Source organism: Desmonostoc muscorum LEGE 12446, assembly GCF_015207005.2.
GTDB lineage: Bacteria > Cyanobacteriota > Cyanobacteriia > Cyanobacteriales > Nostocaceae > Nostoc > Nostoc muscorum.
In genome coordinates this window covers 1,038,747-1,053,539 of the sequence record NZ_JADEXS020000001.1, presented here as the reverse complement: position 1 = coordinate 1,053,539, position 14,793 = coordinate 1,038,747, and the positions used below count along the sequence as shown (strand labels likewise).

Genomic DNA, 14,793 nt, shown 5'->3' with positions numbered 1-14,793 from the left:
TCATTTGTGATAAGCAAGATCCCCGACTTTTTAACAGGAGTTGGGGATCTGTCACTTGGGTAGACGCTTTGTCGGCTTGTTGTCAGACATCTGAACTTTGGTAACTCAGCACTTTTTTGGTGATTTTCTCTAAGAAGAGAAATAAAATAATTTTTTTAGTCTATTTACTGAAAAAGTAAGAAATTTGAAAATGCAAGATTTCACTTTTTCATTTAGGAATGCTATAGCTTTTCTAAACAATCGGAATTTTGATGTTGAGTGATTCTATAAATTTACCGATTTGCAAATTTTTCTGTAGTGTATTAGATTTATCCTTATCTTAAGTAGAGCTTAACCAAATAACTTTAGCCTTAATCAAGGTCATGCAAACATCAAATGTTCACGAATACAGTGGCTATAGAAGTAAGTAATCTTTCAAAAAACTTTAAGGGTAAGCCAGCACTAAAACGTGTTTCATGCACAATTTATGACGGAGAAATGGTAGCCCTTGTAGGTGCTTCAGGTTCAGGAAAATCTACACTTTTGCGACATATAAATGGCTTGCAGATTGGAGACGCGGGAACGGTTTTTATTTTTGGAATTGCTTTGCAAAGCAAGGGTAAATTGCATTCCAAAGTTAGGATATTACGAAGTAAGATAGGATACATTTTCCAACAGTTCAATTTGGTCAACAGGCTAACGGTTATTGAAAATGTTCTAGTTGGAAATTTAGCGCGATCCTCGGTGATTCGTTCAGGATTACATTTGTTTACTAAACAAGACAAAATTCAAGCTCTTTGTGCATTGGAGAGAGTCGGGATTCTGGAACATGCTTATAAACGGGCTTCTATGCTTTCTGGGGGACAACAACAACGAGTAGCGATCGCTCGTTGTCTCGTTCAGGGAGCCAAAATCATCCTTGCAGATGAACCCATTGCTTCTCTCGATCCTGAATCTGCCCGTAAAGTCATGGAATTGCTCATCGAACTAAATCGAGAAAGCAAAATCACAGTAGTCGCTTCGTTACATCAGATTCAAATGGTGCGTAAGTATTTTAACCGAGCGATCGCCCTGAGAGACGGAGAAGTGATGTTTGATGGTGCGATCGCCAAACTAGATGATCACATGCTCAATGAACTTTATGGTACAGCGGCAGAAGAACTTGTTCTCAGAGGACATGGAGAATTTATCGGATAAGAAATTTTGCTAAATCTTCGACTATTACACCGCCATAGCTACTCAAAAAAACATCAATATTTTAACAATAACGAGGGATTCACCCATGAACAGACGGTTATTTATTCAACAAGCTTCTTTGTTTACCCTAACCTTAGGAAGTGCGAAGATACTATCAGCCTGCACCTCTAGTTCTAGTTCAGATGCTGCAAATATTCAAGAAATTAATTTTGGCGTTCTTTCCACAGAATCTCAGGTAAATCAAAAGCCTATTTGGGAACCTTTTGCTGCTGCGATGTCTAAGGAGATTGGTATTACCATCAAACCGTTTTATGTCACACAATATGCAGCAGTGATAGAGGCTATGCGCTTTGGTAAAGTACAAGTAGCTTGGCTTGGTGGTAAGTCATATATTCAAGCTGTACAAATGGCAAAGGCAGAAGCATTTGCTCAGGTTGTCAGTGAAGATGGTACAAAAGGCTATTATTCACACCTGATTGTCAATAAAGATAATCCCATTGCTGCTGAAGCTAAGGCAGAAGGTGGGGATAAATATGTGATTAAAAATGCAGCAAAGCTTACCTTTGCTTTCAACGATCCTAATTCTACTTCTGGTTTCTTAGTGCCAAGTTATTACATTTTTACAAAAAACAAGATTGACCCCAAAAAAGCTTTTAAACGTTTGATTTTCGCTGGGAATCATGAAGCATGTGCCCTGGCAGTTGCTAATAAAAAAGTAGATGTTGCTACTGTTAGTAACGAGGGTTTAGCCCGGTTGGAGAAAACTAATCCAGAAGCGAGAAAGAAAATTGAAATCATCTGGCAATCACCCATGATTCCTAGCGATCCTGTTGCCTATCGCCAGGATTTACCAGCAGATATCAAGAAGAAATTTCAAAATTTCTTTTACAATTATAAAGATGAAAAAGTTTTAAAACCTTTTAAAATTGCTGGCTTTGCTCCAGCCGAGGATAAAGTTTGGAATACAATTCGGGAATTGGAAATTGCTAAGGAAATTGAAGAAACGCAATCTCAAGCAAATCTGAGCGAACAAGATAAAAAACAAAAATTAGCACAACTAAATCAGCAACTAAAGCAAATTCAGAAAAACTGATATACCAACCCTATTGATTTGTAAACTTAGAGACCATTTATAAAGTAAATCTGAAGTAGGGTGCGTTACGGCTTTGCTATCACGCACCGCAATACAAGATGGTGCGTCAGGCGCAGTTCATATTTCTCGCAATCATTAATCTCAAAATATGCGCCTAATACACCCTACAATAATTTTATTTTTACTTTATAAATAGCCTCTTACTGCTTGAGGCCGACAATAGGCAATATTTTTTTATAAGTCATTTAGGATTGCTATATATGGTGCAATAAAAACAAGATTACCGACTTTTTAAACCGTTCGAGAATATGAGACTTTGTGTTTTAACAAAATTAAGTAGAAAGACTAATTAAGTGTAGTGAAAAATAAAAATAAAGCACAAAACCATAGCAAAATCATTGCTAATACATCTCCTGAAGTAATAGCAATGTTAGAGCGGGAAGCAAAACTTGTTACTAATGGTAGGTTTTTTTTCCTCTTGGCTGTTGTGGCTACTCTAATTTTTTCTTACATCCAGGGTGAAATCAATTTTCCATTACTATTCCAAAGTGGGAACAATATGGTGGAGTATATGCGTTCATATTTTCCGCCAGATTTTAGTGATTGGAAATACTATCTTTCGGAAACTATTATTACTATATCGATGGGAATTTGGGGCACTTTGATGGCTGCGATCGCCGCAGTTCCTTTATCTATTTTGGCATCGAATAATATGTGTCCACCTTGGATTGTACAATCAACACGCCGACTTTTAGATGCTATGCGTGCTATTAACGAAATTGTTTTTGCACTCATCTTTGTGGTAGCTGTGGGCTTAGGACCGTTTGCTGGGGTATTGGCTTTATTTGTTCATACCGCCGGCACACTTGGAAAGCTATTTTCCGAAGCAGTTGAAGCAATTGATCCTGGCCCTGTAGAAGGAATTCGAGCAACTGGTGCTAATCAAATTCTAGAAATTATTTTTGGCGTACTTCCCCAAGTCTTACCTTTATGGACTTCTTTCACTCTCTATCGCTTTGAATCAAATGTACGTTCTGCTTCTGTATTAGGAATTGTTGGTGCAGGTGGAATTGGCGTTTCTTTATATCAGAATTTCGGAGCTTTTGAATACCAAAAAGTCTGTGCAATTTTGATTATTTTGATTCTTGCTACGGGTATTATTGATTTTCTATCTGCAAAAGTTAGAGCTTGGCTAGTTTGAATCAGAAATCAGAAGTCAGAAGTCAGAAGTCAGAATTCAGAATTCTGAAGTCATATTATTTTACGAAATACCTGATACAGATAGATACAGCGTATTTTAGGTAAATGAAGTACACGGGTAGGGGCACAACATGTTCTACCCCTACTCACGCCTGTTGCAATCTGCTGTATGTAGGGGCGTACAGCTGTACGCCCCTACAGTCGATTGATCTGTTGCAAAGATTTTTGTTAATGGTATCAGAGCGGAAAATTGGTTGCAAACTTAGCATTTCGCCAATATTTCAACAATTACCATTGTGAAAAGGGATGTTTTACTAAATTACTGTTGAAATATCTGGAGTCATGAGAAACTTCTTCTCCAATCCAAGTTGGTAGTTCAATTTGTTGATTTTCATCACTGAGTTCAACTTCTGCTAAAATTAATCCTTTGTTAACACCCTCAAATTCATCTATTTCCCAAATCAAACCACCTGACTCTATTTTGTATCTGATTTTTTCTATAAATGGACGTTGACACAATGTCTCAAGCATTTCTTGAGCATCTTTAATAGGAATAGGATACTCAAACTCTAATCTCGAATATTGAATAGTCGGGCCTTTAATAGTTAAATAACCTTTTTCCCCTACTATACGTACACGTACAGTAACTTTATCTTGTGTAGGAATGTATCCCTGACGATAGACACTACCTTCAGCTAATCCTCTCCAACTATCTCCGTTCACTAAATATTTGCGCTCTATTTCTTTCGCCATTTTACTCAATCCCGAATCCCCAGTCCGTTTTAGTTCCAAACTTCTGTTAAGTCCAAGATGAACCCAGGTAAAACATCTTCCCCTGACAAAGTTACAGGATTATCCAATACTTGCACATTTCGACCTGGTATATAAATCTCTACTTTTTTGTTTTTCCGGTCAATCAACCAACCTAAACAAGCTCCATTTTCCAAATACTCTCTCATTTTGGCTCGCAGTGGCTCCATGTTGTCATTTTTGGAACGTAATTCCAAGACAAAATCAGGGCAAAGAGGGACGAATCCATCTTGCTGTTCTTTTGTAAGTGTGTCCCACCTGTCTTGACGCACCCAAGCTGCATCAGGAGAGCGATCTGCACCGTTAGGAAGATGAAAACCTGTCGAAGAGTTAAATGTTTTGCCAAGTTTTGTTTGACGGTTCCAAAACCAAAGTTGTCCTTCGATATCTGAATTTTTATTTCCCGTGGTACCTCCAGTTGGAGCCATGACAATTAACTCTCCTGTGGCGGTTCGTTCCAATTGTAAGTCTCGGTTAGCAAGTGCTAACTGAACTAACTGCTCGTGAGTGACTGTAAGTGTTAGTGTGGATGGGATAATGACGGCGATCGCTTGGGATTTGGCTTGTGTCATTGTTCAGTCCTGAAACTGAGGTTTAAACATCTATCTATCACAAAATACATAATAGAACTATTTTGTCAAGTCATTTTCAAAAAATAATTCCATGCGATCGCCCCGCAGTCGAGTTACGCCATATTCAATGACATTACCCATTTGATCGACGTTCACCGACTCCGCCAAAAGAATCGGTTGATTGAGTCCAAGTGCCAACCACTGTGCATCACGAGGCTGAACTAAACGCGCTGAAACACAAGTACTCCGACGTATATGATCGCATCCATATACCTGCTGTAAAAACTGAGAAATTGATTGCTTTTCTCGTAAAATATCGATGTTTTTCGGCTCTAACAAATCTGGAAACAGTTTCAGAGGAAAATATCCTGTACCTACACTAATTGGTTCTTCATCCGCTAAACCCAAACGCTCAATTAAAGCCACCGGTTCACCATAATTAATCTCCAATCCTGTGGCAACGGGAATATCTGCGGTGACTTCGAGTGTACGGAGTAATTGAAACCTAGCTTGCCAACCCTGTGCTTTGAGGGTTTGATTGTAACGCACCCGTTTACCGATCGCATAGCGGATGGTTTTAGCTGCCACAAAAGTGCCGCGTCCCCGGTCAACTCGTAGCAATCCCTCATTTTTTAGCAATGCGATCGCCTGCCTTATTGTATGGCGATTGACGGCAAATTGTTCTGCTAACTTAGTTTCTGTTGGTAATTGACCTCCAACTTCATAAACCCCTTGGTGGATGTTTTCTCGCAATTCGGCAGCAATCTGGGCGTAAATTGGCATTACTTCATGGTTCATATAGCAATCTGATTTGATTTGAAGAATCACTCGTAGAGGTAAGGGACTGGGGACTGGGGACTGGGGAGAAGGAATAAAGGTGTACCTAGCTTCCTAAAAATCAAATATGAGTTCTATATGTATCAATTATTAATATCTAGATTGTCAAGTAACTAAAATTGCGCTAGTCTGTTTTCATCTAGATGTCTAGACAAATTAAGAATAGTTTAACAAAAAAAATAAAGGCTACAGAACGATTGCCAAAATGCTTATTCACTAAGTGTTTGACAATTCCAAATCTAAAATCCAAAATCCAAAATGGTATGACCCAGCGACAAACATGGATGAATACACTAGCTAAAGCTGAACTCAAGCAGCTAGAGGAACTGGTGAATAAATTAGGTACATTACCTGGCTATAGCTTTTTACGTTCTCCAGAGATTGGTTTAGCAATGGTTCGGGGACGCGCTGGGGGTACAGGAGAGCCATTTAACTTAGGAGAAATTACCATGACTCGCTGTGTGGTGCAACTAGAGAGGCGATCAGATGAGACGATTGTCGGTTTTGGATATGTCGCAGGGCGATCGCACCGTCATGCAGAACTAGCCGCCTTGTGTGATGCCTTATTGCAAAGCCCCCAATGGTGCGATCGAATTCAAGCTGAGGTAATTCAACCCCTGCAAACAACAAGCCGAGAGCAACAAGAACTCAAACAGCGCCAAACTGCCGCCACCAAGGTTAACTTTTTCACGATGGTGAGGGGGGAAGGGTGAGGGGGGTGAGGAAGCAGGGGAGGCAGGGGAGGCAGGGGAGGCAGGGGAGGCAGGGGGAGCAGAAGGGAAGTTGCAGTAAGTCTTTCCCCTCTGTCTTCTCCATGCCCCATAACAAATGACCAATGACAAATGACCAATGACAAAAGTTACCCATTTACCAGGTTTTGAAGATTCGGTTCATGATGCCCAGCGGACATTTCGATCGCTACTTGATGCGAATGCGCGGCCGGGAACACCATACCCGATAACTGCTAGTATGACTGTGCCTTCAGGTTTAACGCTTGCCTGTGCGGCAGCTTGTTTGACATTACTGGATTTAGATGTTCAGGTGTGGCTTCAACCGAGTTTTGCTTCTTCAGCCACTCCCCACTCTCCACTCCCCACTCCCCATTCCTTTTTCAGGGATTGGTTGCTGTTTCACACTGGTTGTCGCTTCACCCAGCAACCTGGGGAGGCTGACTTTGCCCTGATTGGAGATTTGGCCGCATTGCCGGAATTGTCTGATTTTAGCTGGGGTACAGCAGAACAACCCGAAGCTTCGACAACGCTACTGGTACAAGTGGAAAGTTGGGAAAAAGGACAACCTGTAATGCTGACAGGGCCAGGAATTTTGCATCACAAAGAAATTGCTCCTCAAGTCCCTCGCCATTTTTGGGATTTCTGGGTGAAGAATCACCAAGCTTATCCCCAGGGTGTAGATGTATTTTTATTTACAGAAAATGCAGTTATGGGACTACCTCGCACGGCAAAACCTGAGGTCTGTTATGAGTCTTGATATCCGCGTTGCGAGTGGTGACGATCTGCCGCTGCTGGTTCAGCTTTATGCACAGATGGATGGCGAGTCACCCTTGTCGATGAATAGTGCAGCAGAAATTTGGAATGCGATCGCAGAAGTTCCAAACTATCACATTTATCTTGCCTTCCAGAATCAAGAACCTGTTGGCACTTTTAGCCTGCTTTATCTTCCCACAATGATGCATCGGGAATATCACAAATTTGCAGTTTTAGATGCTGTAACTGTGATTCCTACAGCTCGGGGTCGGGGAATTGGTACACAAATGATGAAAGCGGCACTCAAACTCAGTGCCGAGGCGGGGTGTTATAAAGTTACGCTGTCTTCAAATTTGAAACGGCATCGCGCTCACCAATTCTATCAAGCACTGGGATTCGAGCAACATGGCTGGAGTTTTAAGTGCGTAGTACAGCCAAGTTACCAAATTAACAATTGAGAAAGGTGAAAATTCATGCCCTATGTTGCAGTCAAAGGTGGTGAACAGGCAATTGAGAACGCAGAAACGCTGCTTAGGAGTAAACGCCGGGGCGATCCTGCTATTCCTGAACTGACGCTAGATCAGATTGAACAACAGCTGACTTTAGCTGTAGAACGGGTGATGTGTGAAGGCAACTTATATGACCGAGAGTTAGCAGCCCTTGCTATTAAACAATCCTGGGGTGATTTAGTCGAGGCGATTTTCTTGTTACGAGCGTATCGTACAACACTGCCACGTTTGTACTATAGCCAGCCACTAGACACCAGCAAAATGCAAATACAACGGCGGATTTCCTCCATTTTTAAGGATGTTCCAGGAGGACAGAGTTTAGGCCCCACCTTTGACTACATCCATCGCCTGCTGGACTTTAAGCTGATGGCAGAGGGAGAAGTTCCCGCAGCAGCAGAAGCAGAGGCAATTACTGAACCAGTTCCCCGCGTGATTGATACTTTGGATCGGGAGGGATTGATGCAGGGGGAGATGGGGGAGATAAGGGAGCAGGAGGAGCAAGCAAACAATTATTCTCCCTCATCCCCCTCATCCCCCTCATCCCCCCAACCTTCTGACTTGACGCGTCAACCCCTAAGTTTTCCGGCAAAAAGGGATGCCAGACTCCAGAATTTGGCGCGTGCGGATGAGGGTTTTTTACTATCTTTGGCATACTCGACTCAACGAGGTTATGGCAGAAATCATCCTTTTGCTGGAGAAATTCGCATGGGGGAAGTGGAGGTGGTGATTTGCCCAGAGGAATTGGGGTTTGAAGTGGCGATCGCTGATATTACTATTACTGAAGTGCAGATGGTAAATCAATTTAAAGGTAGTAAGGAATTACTTGCTCAGTTCACCCGTGGCTATGGGCTGACTTTTGGTTATAACGAACGCAAAGCTATGTCAATGGCTTTGGTAGATAGGGCGATGCGATCTGAGGAATTGGGTGAAACAATCCAAGGCCCAGCCCAAAACGTTGAGTTTGTACTTTCTCACTCAGACAACGTTGAAGCACAGGGGTTTGTTCAACATCTCAAACTTCCTCACTACATTGATTTTCAAGCAGAGTTAAATCTAGTGCGAAAGATGCGAAAACAGCAGGTAAATACTCAATCATCGCCTGAGTTAATTCCAGAAAATCATCAAGCCTAAATGGAAAAAAGGCGCTTATTTACTCGCGGGGAATTTGTAGTTGGTGAAAATTATTTCTATCACGCAGAGGCGCAGAGGCGCAGAGAGGATAGAGAGATGAATACAAAATTCTATGATGGAGTAAGATTAATGCAGACTATTCAAGAATCACTAACATTAATAAAAGGGAAAGTTGCAATCCAAGGAGCAGATGTACTGGCTCCAGAAGGTTGGATTAAAGATGCAATAGTTTTAATTGAAGATGGGCGGTTTATTAGTATTAATCAGGGAAGTCCTAATGGGTTTGATTTTGTAAATGCTAAAGGACTCCAGATGTTGCCGGGGATCATCGATTTGCATGGTGATGCCTTTGAGAGGATGATTTGCCCTCGTCCTGGAGTTAACTTTCCTTTAGCAATGGCGATCGCTGAAAATGACCGGAATCTTTTATCTGCTGGAATCACAACTTTTTTCTGCTCAATTACAGACTCCTATGAACCGGGTTTGCGAAGCCGAGATTCAGCCCGTGCTTTGATTGAATTTATTTTGGGTACAGGAAAGCAGGTTTTAAATTGCAATCATCGAATTCATATTAGGCACGAAGAAGCAAATACCAAAGGGCATCAAGAGTTATGTGATTGGCTAATATCTGGTCGCGTTCAACTTTTGTCGATTAACGATCATTTACCACCTGCTGGAAATGAGCAAATCTTAAGCCGATATCTCAATGGTTTACGGCGACGAATATCTATGTCTGAGGAAGAAATCAAAGAATTTATCATCCAAGTACAAGAACAGCGAGATGAGGGATATGAACAGGTAGAACAATTAGTTCAACTTGCCCATACTTACCGTATTCCCCTAGCTTCCCATGATGATGATTCCGAAGAAAAGGTGGCAGAAAGTCAACGCCGTCAGGTGGCGATCGCCGAATTTCCTGGGAGTATTGCTTTAGCTGCCCAATCTCGCGCTTACGGTGCAGCAGTCCTCATGGGTGCGCCTAACTTGGTGCGTGGCGGTTCCCATGTCGGCTACATGAGTGTTGCAGAGGCAGCTGAAAATGATGTTTTGGATTGCCTTTGCTCAGATTACCATTATCCTTCCTTATTTCATGCACCCTTTAAGCTAGCTGAATTAGGCTTGATGAGTTTTGAGCAAGCATGGACACTGGTTTCTAGTCGTCCAGCAGCAGCAGCGGGAATTAGCGATCGCAAAGGAAAAATCCTCCCTGGGTTGGATGCAGATTTCTTGCTGGTATCTCCCAATAATTCTCTACCTACTGCGATCGCATCTGTCTACATCACAGGACAAGAAGTCGCCAGATATCCAATTAAATAGTCACTGCCTCTTTGCGTTCGCCAATAAACAGCAAAAATTGACGATGGAAAACATTCCTCTTCCCCAGTCCCCAGTCCCCAGTCCCCAATCCCCAGTCCCCAATCCCCAATCCCCAGTCCCCAGTCCCCAATCCCCAATCCCCAGTCCCCAGTCCCCAGTCCCCAGTCCCCAATCCCCAGTCCCCAGTCCCCAGTCCCCAGTCCCCAGTCCCCAATCCCCAGTCCCCAATCCCCAATCCCCCGAAACAAACTTCAACTTCGCCTACCTAGATGAGCAAACCAAGCGCTCAATTCGCCGCGCCCTACTCAAAGCCGTTGCTATTCCAGGACATCAAATTCCCTTTTCTTCTAGAGAAATGCCCATGTCTTATGGTTGGGGAACTGGCGGAATTCAGGTAACAGCTGCCGTCATTGGTCAAACCGATGTGCTAAAAGTTATTGACCAAGGAGCAGACGATACAACCAACGCAGTTAATATTCGCCGCTTCTTCAAAAAAGTATGCGGTGTGCAAACAACAGAACAAACTCAAGCAGCAACCCTAATCCAGACACGCCACCGCATACCCGAAACACCATTGCGGGAAGGACAGATTTTGGTTTACCAAGTACCAATTCCTGAACCTTTGCGCTGGCTAGAACCTTCATCTGTTGAAACTGGCAAAATGCACGCCCTTGAAGAGTACGGCTCCATGTACGTCAAGCTTTACGAAGATATCACCAAACACGGACACATTGCCACATCCTACGACTACCCGGTGATGGTGCATGACCGCTATTTGATGAGTCCTAGCCCAATCCCCCGCTTCGATAATCCCAAAATGCAGATGAATCCTGCACTCCAGTTATTTGGCGCTGGAAGAGAAAAGCGGATATATGCAATTCCGCCTTATACCAAAGTCAAAAGCCTCGACTTTGAAGATCATCCCTTCACCGTCGAACGTTGGGATAAAGCTTGTGAACTATGTGGTTCTACGAAAAGTTATTTAGATGAAGTAGTAATTGATGACCAAGGTGGCAGGATGTGGATTTGCTCGGATACAGACTACTGTCGTGGGAGGGAAGGGGGATGAGGGGGATGAGGGAGATGAGGGAGATGAGGGGGATGAGGGGGATGAGGAGCAGACAAGTGAAGTTCAAAGACTCGTCGGCGAGTATCAAAGACTCATTCACGAGCATCAAAGACTCGTCGGCGAGTATCAAAGACTCATTCACGAGTATTAAAGACTCGTCGGCGAGTATCAAAGACTCATTCACGAGTATCAAAGAGTCGTCGGCGAGTATCAAAGACTCATTCACGAGTATCAAAGACTCGTCGGCGAGTATCAAAGACTCATCGTCGAGTATCAAAGACTCATTTTCTATTCCCCATGCCCAATGCCCAATGCCCAATTCCCTAAATTATGAAACCTCTTTTACAAGTTCACCAATTGAGTAAATCTTACGGTGCAATTAAGGCGTGCGATCGCATTTCCTTTGACTTATATCCTGGTCAAGTTCTGGGTATCGTCGGCGAATCGGGATCGGGTAAGTCTAGTTTGCTCGGTGCGATCGCCAATCACTTCCCCATTGACCAAGGTAATGTTACTTATACAAATCGTAGCCAAGAAGACTTAGAGATTACCCAAATTCCTGAATCTCAACGCCGCCGATTAATGCGGACTGAGTGGGGCTTTGTCCAGCAAAATCCCCGTGATGGTTTGCGTATGAAAGTTAGTGCAGGGGCGAATATTGGTGAAAGGCTTCTAGATGTTGGGGTGCGACACTACGGCAATATTCGGGATGAAGCTGCTCACTGGTTGCGACAAGTGGAAATTGATCCCGCGCGGATGGATGATTTGCCAGTAACTTTTTCTGGAGGGATGCAGCAAAGATTACAACTAGCTCGTGTATTAGTGACACGCCCCCGGCTGATATTAATGGATGAACCCACTGGAGGACTTGATGTATCAGTGCAAGCGCGGTTATTAGATTTATTGCGATCGCTAGTCCGGAATTTTCACCTCAGCGTCATTGTGGTGACACACGATATAGGCGTTGTCAGGCTGCTAGCCCATCGCTTGCTAGTAATGCAACAAGGCCAAGTAGTGGAGTCAGGTTTAACTGACCAAGTACTCGACGATCCCCAGCATCCTTACACGCAACTATTAGTCAGCGCCGCCTTAACGCCATAATACTAATTCGTAATTCGTAATTCGTAATTCGTAATTAAGAAAGTCAGATATAGCCTGGGTAGGATGCGGAAAGAGGAGTGTTTGCGATCAATTGCCCGTGTCCCTATGTCCCCGTGTCTCCAGTCCCCAATCCGCAGGAGCTATGCAATCACTAACTGTTAATCATCATCCACCCGCTAACATTTCCCCCAACACCGTGCTGCAAGTTGAACATTTGCGAAAAGGTTTTACTTTGCATCAGCAGGGAAGTGTTCGCTTATCAGTTTTAGAAGGATTATCCCTGAGTGTAAATACTGGGGAATGTGTAGCTTTGTCTGGGTCTTCTGGTTCCGGTAAGTCTACTTTGATGCGCTGTTTATATGGCAACTATCGCGCTGATAGCGGTTCAATTTGGGTAAAGCATGGTGGAAATTGGGTTGATTTGTGTCAACTTCTCCCCCATGAACTTTTAGCAGTCCGTCAACAAACTATAGGATATGTCAGCCAGTTTTTACGAGTGATTCCCAGAGTTCCCGCCCTAGAAGTTGCCGCAGAACCGCTGTTGGAATTAGGGGTGAAAACAGAAGTTGCTTTTGACAAAGTAAAAGAATTATTTCATCGTCTCAACCTGCCAGAACGTTTATGGAAACTGTCTCCCACCACCTTTTCTGGAGGCGAAAAGCAACGGGTGAATATCGCCCGTGCCCTCTGTGTTAACTATCCGATTTTGCTACTGGATGAACCTACATCAGCCCTCGATACTACCAATCGCCAAGTAGTAATGGAACTTCTCGCAGAACACAAAGCAGCCGGCTGTGCTTTAGTTGGAATTTTTCACGATCAAGAAGTGCAAATGCAACTCTGTAACCGCCAATTAAATTTTGACAAGGATAAGGGACTTGCAAATTCCGAATTCTGAATAATCGTAGCTTGGGCTTACCGTGTCAAAAGAGGCAGGGGAGCAGGGGGCAGGGAGCAAGGGGGAAAACTGAGACGGAGCTTGTACTCTCGGTTTGCGTAAGAGCGCCCTAGAAGGGCGGGGCTTCATACCCATGTTCCGCTCCGCTCCACGGCTCCAGGGCAGGGCTTGCTCCCCCAGCTAAGAGCCCCCTGCCCCTCCGCTTCTTCGGTGAGAACCCAATGCCCTATTCCCAATCCAAAATCCAAAATCTAAAATCCAAAATTGCTATGAATGAGCAAGTATACACAAATTATCGCCTCCAACTTCCCCATGAGGAAGTGCTGGGTACGCTTGTAGTGCGAGATGGATTGATTGCTGACATTCAGCCGGAAGTTGTGACTCATGGGTTGAATGGTCAAGGAGATTATCTCATGCCTGGGTTGATTGAACTGCACACCGACAACTTGGAACGCTGTGTGTCTCCCCGCCCAGGAATTCGCTGGCCTTTGGAAGCAGCAGCAGTTTATCACGATCGAGATTTAGCTAGTGCTGGGGTGACAACTGTATGTGATGCGATCGCCATTGGGGATATAGCTGTTGGTTCTCCACGTTTAACTAACTTTGCCCCAATGATTGATGTTATCTCTCGCGGGCAAAAAGCCGGACGCTTCTGTGTGGAACACCGAATTCACCTACGTTGTGAACTCGCATACGACAAGGTTTATGAAATTACCGCAGAATACGCAGACAATCCGCTGTTATCGATGATTTCTCTGATGGATCATACCCCTGGGCAGCGGCAGTTTATCCGTTTAGACAAGTTTAAACAATATTACATCGGTAAACACGGGGCGACACCACAGGAAATTGATGATTTCATCGTCATTCGTCAGCAACAACAACAAATATATGCACAAAAAAACCGTAAAGCTTTGGTGGAAATGACCAAAACCAAAGGTATTTCCCTAGCCAGTCATGATGATGCAACAGTGGAACATGTCCAGGAAGCAGTACAAGATGGGGTAGTCTTAGCCGAGTTTCCTACTACCTTAGAAGCGGCAAAAACAGCCCACAGCTTGGGACTGCAAGTTTTGATGGGTGCGCCTAATTTAGTTTTGGGCGGTTCTCACTCTGGTAATGTTTCGGCGATGGAATTGGTTTTGCAAAATTTAGTGGATGTTATTTCTTCTGACTACGTTCCCCAAAGCCTGCTGCAAGCCATCTTTCTCGTGGCTGACAAAACTGGTAAGCCGATTTATGAAGCTATGCGAGTATTCACCAGTAATCCAGCGAAAGCTATTCATCTATTTGGCGATCGCGGTAGTCTTGAACTGGGTAAACGAGCTGATTTTATCACTATTCATAACGATGGTGTAGTCCCACGCTTGACTTCAACTATCTCTCAAGGTCGTCGAGTTGCCTAAATCAAAAATTCAGAAGTCACAATTGGGCAATGCTAGAAGTGGCGCATTGGAATCGTTGACAAATCTTGAGAATAAAAACAGAGAACACAAAACACAGAACTCTTAGCAGGAGACAAGATAGCCAAAAAAATCAGTTGCTTTTGCGAACATTAAATACGAATCTTATATCAATTATCAGTTATCAGTAAAT

15 protein-coding genes are annotated in these 14,793 nt (G+C 43.4%); 12 read left to right on the top strand and 3 right to left on the bottom strand.

Going from position 1 to position 14,793, the window contains the following annotated elements:
- Positions 1-375: 375 nt before the first annotated feature.
- The 3 genes from phnC to phnE all read left to right on the top strand — a co-directional run bounded on the left by phnC (position 376) and on the right by phnE (position 3,470).
- Positions 376-1,176, top strand: a complete 801-nt coding sequence (gene phnC / locus IQ276_RS04570) for a phosphonate ABC transporter ATP-binding protein (protein ID WP_193921371.1) — start codon at positions 376-378, stop codon at positions 1,174-1,176.
- Positions 1,177-1,261: 85 nt separating this feature from the next.
- The gene (gene phnD, locus IQ276_RS04565) at positions 1,262-2,269 is read left to right on the top strand and encodes a phosphonate ABC transporter substrate-binding protein (protein ID WP_235115431.1); all 1,008 of its coding nucleotides are present in this window, start codon (positions 1,262-1,264) and stop codon (positions 2,267-2,269) included.
- A gap of 427 nt (positions 2,270-2,696) precedes the next feature.
- Positions 2,697-3,470 (top strand): phosphonate ABC transporter, permease protein PhnE, encoded by a 774-nt coding sequence (gene phnE, locus IQ276_RS04560; protein WP_221706140.1) that lies wholly within the window; start codon positions 2,697-2,699, stop codon positions 3,468-3,470.
- Between the two features lie 287 nt (positions 3,471-3,757).
- On the opposite strand, the gene IQ276_RS04555 is transcribed toward phnE, so the two are convergent.
- The 3 genes from IQ276_RS04555 to phnF are packed head-to-tail and all read right to left on the bottom strand — an operon-like array spanning position 3,758 to position 5,649.
- Entirely contained in the window at positions 3,758-4,222 is a 465-nt protein-coding gene (locus IQ276_RS04555) for a CYTH domain-containing protein (RefSeq protein WP_193924334.1), read from the bottom strand.
- A 29-nt stretch (positions 4,223-4,251) separates the two neighbouring features.
- Positions 4,252-4,851, bottom strand: coding sequence for a Uma2 family endonuclease (locus tag IQ276_RS04550; RefSeq protein ID WP_193924332.1), 600 nt, complete (start codon positions 4,849-4,851; stop codon positions 4,252-4,254).
- A gap of 57 nt (positions 4,852-4,908) precedes the next feature.
- Positions 4,909-5,649, bottom strand: a complete 741-nt coding sequence (gene phnF, locus IQ276_RS04545) for a phosphonate metabolism transcriptional regulator PhnF (RefSeq protein ID WP_193924330.1) — start codon at positions 5,647-5,649, stop codon at positions 4,909-4,911.
- Positions 5,650-5,951: 302 nt separating this feature from the next.
- Here phnF and phnG point away from each other — a divergent pair, with 302 nt between their 5' ends.
- From phnG to phnM, 9 genes are all read left to right on the top strand, one after another.
- Positions 5,952-6,401 carry a phosphonate C-P lyase system protein PhnG gene (gene phnG / locus IQ276_RS04540; protein WP_190883452.1) on the top strand — a complete coding sequence of 150 codons (450 nt, stop codon included), beginning with the start codon at positions 5,952-5,954 and terminating at the stop codon, positions 6,399-6,401.
- A gap of 136 nt (positions 6,402-6,537) precedes the next feature.
- Positions 6,538-7,176: a phosphonate C-P lyase system protein PhnH gene (gene phnH, locus IQ276_RS04535; protein WP_193925829.1), complete on the top strand. Its 639-nt coding sequence runs from the start codon at positions 6,538-6,540 to the stop codon at positions 7,174-7,176.
- Positions 7,166-7,630 carry a GNAT family N-acetyltransferase gene (locus IQ276_RS04530; RefSeq protein ID WP_193925828.1) on the top strand — a complete coding sequence of 155 codons (465 nt, stop codon included), beginning with the start codon at positions 7,166-7,168 and terminating at the stop codon, positions 7,628-7,630. Before phnH ends, IQ276_RS04530 begins: the two co-directional genes overlap by 11 nt.
- Positions 7,631-7,645: 15 nt before the next feature.
- Entirely contained in the window at positions 7,646-8,812 is a 1,167-nt protein-coding gene (locus IQ276_RS04525; RefSeq protein WP_235115430.1) for a carbon-phosphorus lyase complex subunit, read from the top strand.
- Positions 8,813-8,941: 129 nt separating this feature from the next.
- Positions 8,942-10,129 (top strand): alpha-D-ribose 1-methylphosphonate 5-triphosphate diphosphatase, encoded by a 1,188-nt coding sequence (locus tag IQ276_RS04520; protein WP_235116310.1) that lies wholly within the window; start codon positions 8,942-8,944, stop codon positions 10,127-10,129.
- Positions 10,130-10,172: 43 nt separating this feature from the next.
- Entirely contained in the window at positions 10,173-11,198 is a 1,026-nt protein-coding gene (locus IQ276_RS04515) for an alpha-D-ribose 1-methylphosphonate 5-phosphate C-P-lyase PhnJ (protein WP_235115429.1), read from the top strand.
- Between the two features lie 330 nt (positions 11,199-11,528).
- Entirely contained in the window at positions 11,529-12,299 is a 771-nt protein-coding gene (phnK, locus tag IQ276_RS04510; protein ID WP_193925676.1) for a phosphonate C-P lyase system protein PhnK, read from the top strand.
- A gap of 142 nt (positions 12,300-12,441) precedes the next feature.
- Positions 12,442-13,197 carry a phosphonate C-P lyase system protein PhnL gene (gene phnL / locus IQ276_RS04505; protein WP_193925682.1) on the top strand — a complete coding sequence of 252 codons (756 nt, stop codon included), beginning with the start codon at positions 12,442-12,444 and terminating at the stop codon, positions 13,195-13,197.
- Between the two features lie 269 nt (positions 13,198-13,466).
- Positions 13,467-14,603: a phosphonate metabolism protein PhnM gene (phnM, locus tag IQ276_RS04500; RefSeq protein WP_235115428.1), complete on the top strand. Its 1,137-nt coding sequence runs from the start codon at positions 13,467-13,469 to the stop codon at positions 14,601-14,603.
- The last annotated feature ends 190 nt before the right edge of the window (positions 14,604-14,793 follow it).

What these genes read in the sequence shown, in the direction of transcription:
- phnK (WP_193925676.1), top strand. Translation starts at nt 11,529, where the DNA reads ATGAAACCTCTTTTACAAGTTCACCAATTGAGTAAATCTTACGGTGCA.
- IQ276_RS04555 (WP_193924334.1), bottom strand. Translation starts at nt 4,222, where the DNA reads ATGGCGAAAGAAATAGAGCGCAAATATTTAGTGAACGGAGATAGTTGG.
- phnG (WP_190883452.1), top strand. Translation starts at nt 5,952, where the DNA reads ATGACCCAGCGACAAACATGGATGAATACACTAGCTAAAGCTGAACTC.
- IQ276_RS04520 (WP_235116310.1), top strand. Translation starts at nt 8,942, where the DNA reads ATGCAGACTATTCAAGAATCACTAACATTAATAAAAGGGAAAGTTGCA.
- IQ276_RS04525 (WP_235115430.1), top strand. Translation starts at nt 7,646, where the DNA reads ATGCCCTATGTTGCAGTCAAAGGTGGTGAACAGGCAATTGAGAACGCA.
- IQ276_RS04530 (WP_193925828.1), top strand. Translation starts at nt 7,166, where the DNA reads ATGAGTCTTGATATCCGCGTTGCGAGTGGTGACGATCTGCCGCTGCTG.
- phnF (WP_193924330.1), bottom strand. Translation starts at nt 5,649, where the DNA reads ATGAACCATGAAGTAATGCCAATTTACGCCCAGATTGCTGCCGAATTG.
- phnE (WP_221706140.1), top strand. Translation starts at nt 2,697, where the DNA reads ATGTTAGAGCGGGAAGCAAAACTTGTTACTAATGGTAGGTTTTTTTTC.
- phnD (WP_235115431.1), top strand. Translation starts at nt 1,262, where the DNA reads ATGAACAGACGGTTATTTATTCAACAAGCTTCTTTGTTTACCCTAACC.
- IQ276_RS04550 (WP_193924332.1), bottom strand. Translation starts at nt 4,851, where the DNA reads ATGACACAAGCCAAATCCCAAGCGATCGCCGTCATTATCCCATCCACA.
- phnC (WP_193921371.1), top strand. Translation starts at nt 376, where the DNA reads ATGTTCACGAATACAGTGGCTATAGAAGTAAGTAATCTTTCAAAAAAC.
- phnM (WP_235115428.1), top strand. Translation starts at nt 13,467, where the DNA reads ATGAATGAGCAAGTATACACAAATTATCGCCTCCAACTTCCCCATGAG.
- IQ276_RS04515 (WP_235115429.1), top strand. Translation starts at nt 10,173, where the DNA reads ATGGAAAACATTCCTCTTCCCCAGTCCCCAGTCCCCAGTCCCCAATCC.
- phnL (WP_193925682.1), top strand. Translation starts at nt 12,442, where the DNA reads ATGCAATCACTAACTGTTAATCATCATCCACCCGCTAACATTTCCCCC.
- phnH (WP_193925829.1), top strand. Translation starts at nt 6,538, where the DNA reads ATGACAAAAGTTACCCATTTACCAGGTTTTGAAGATTCGGTTCATGAT.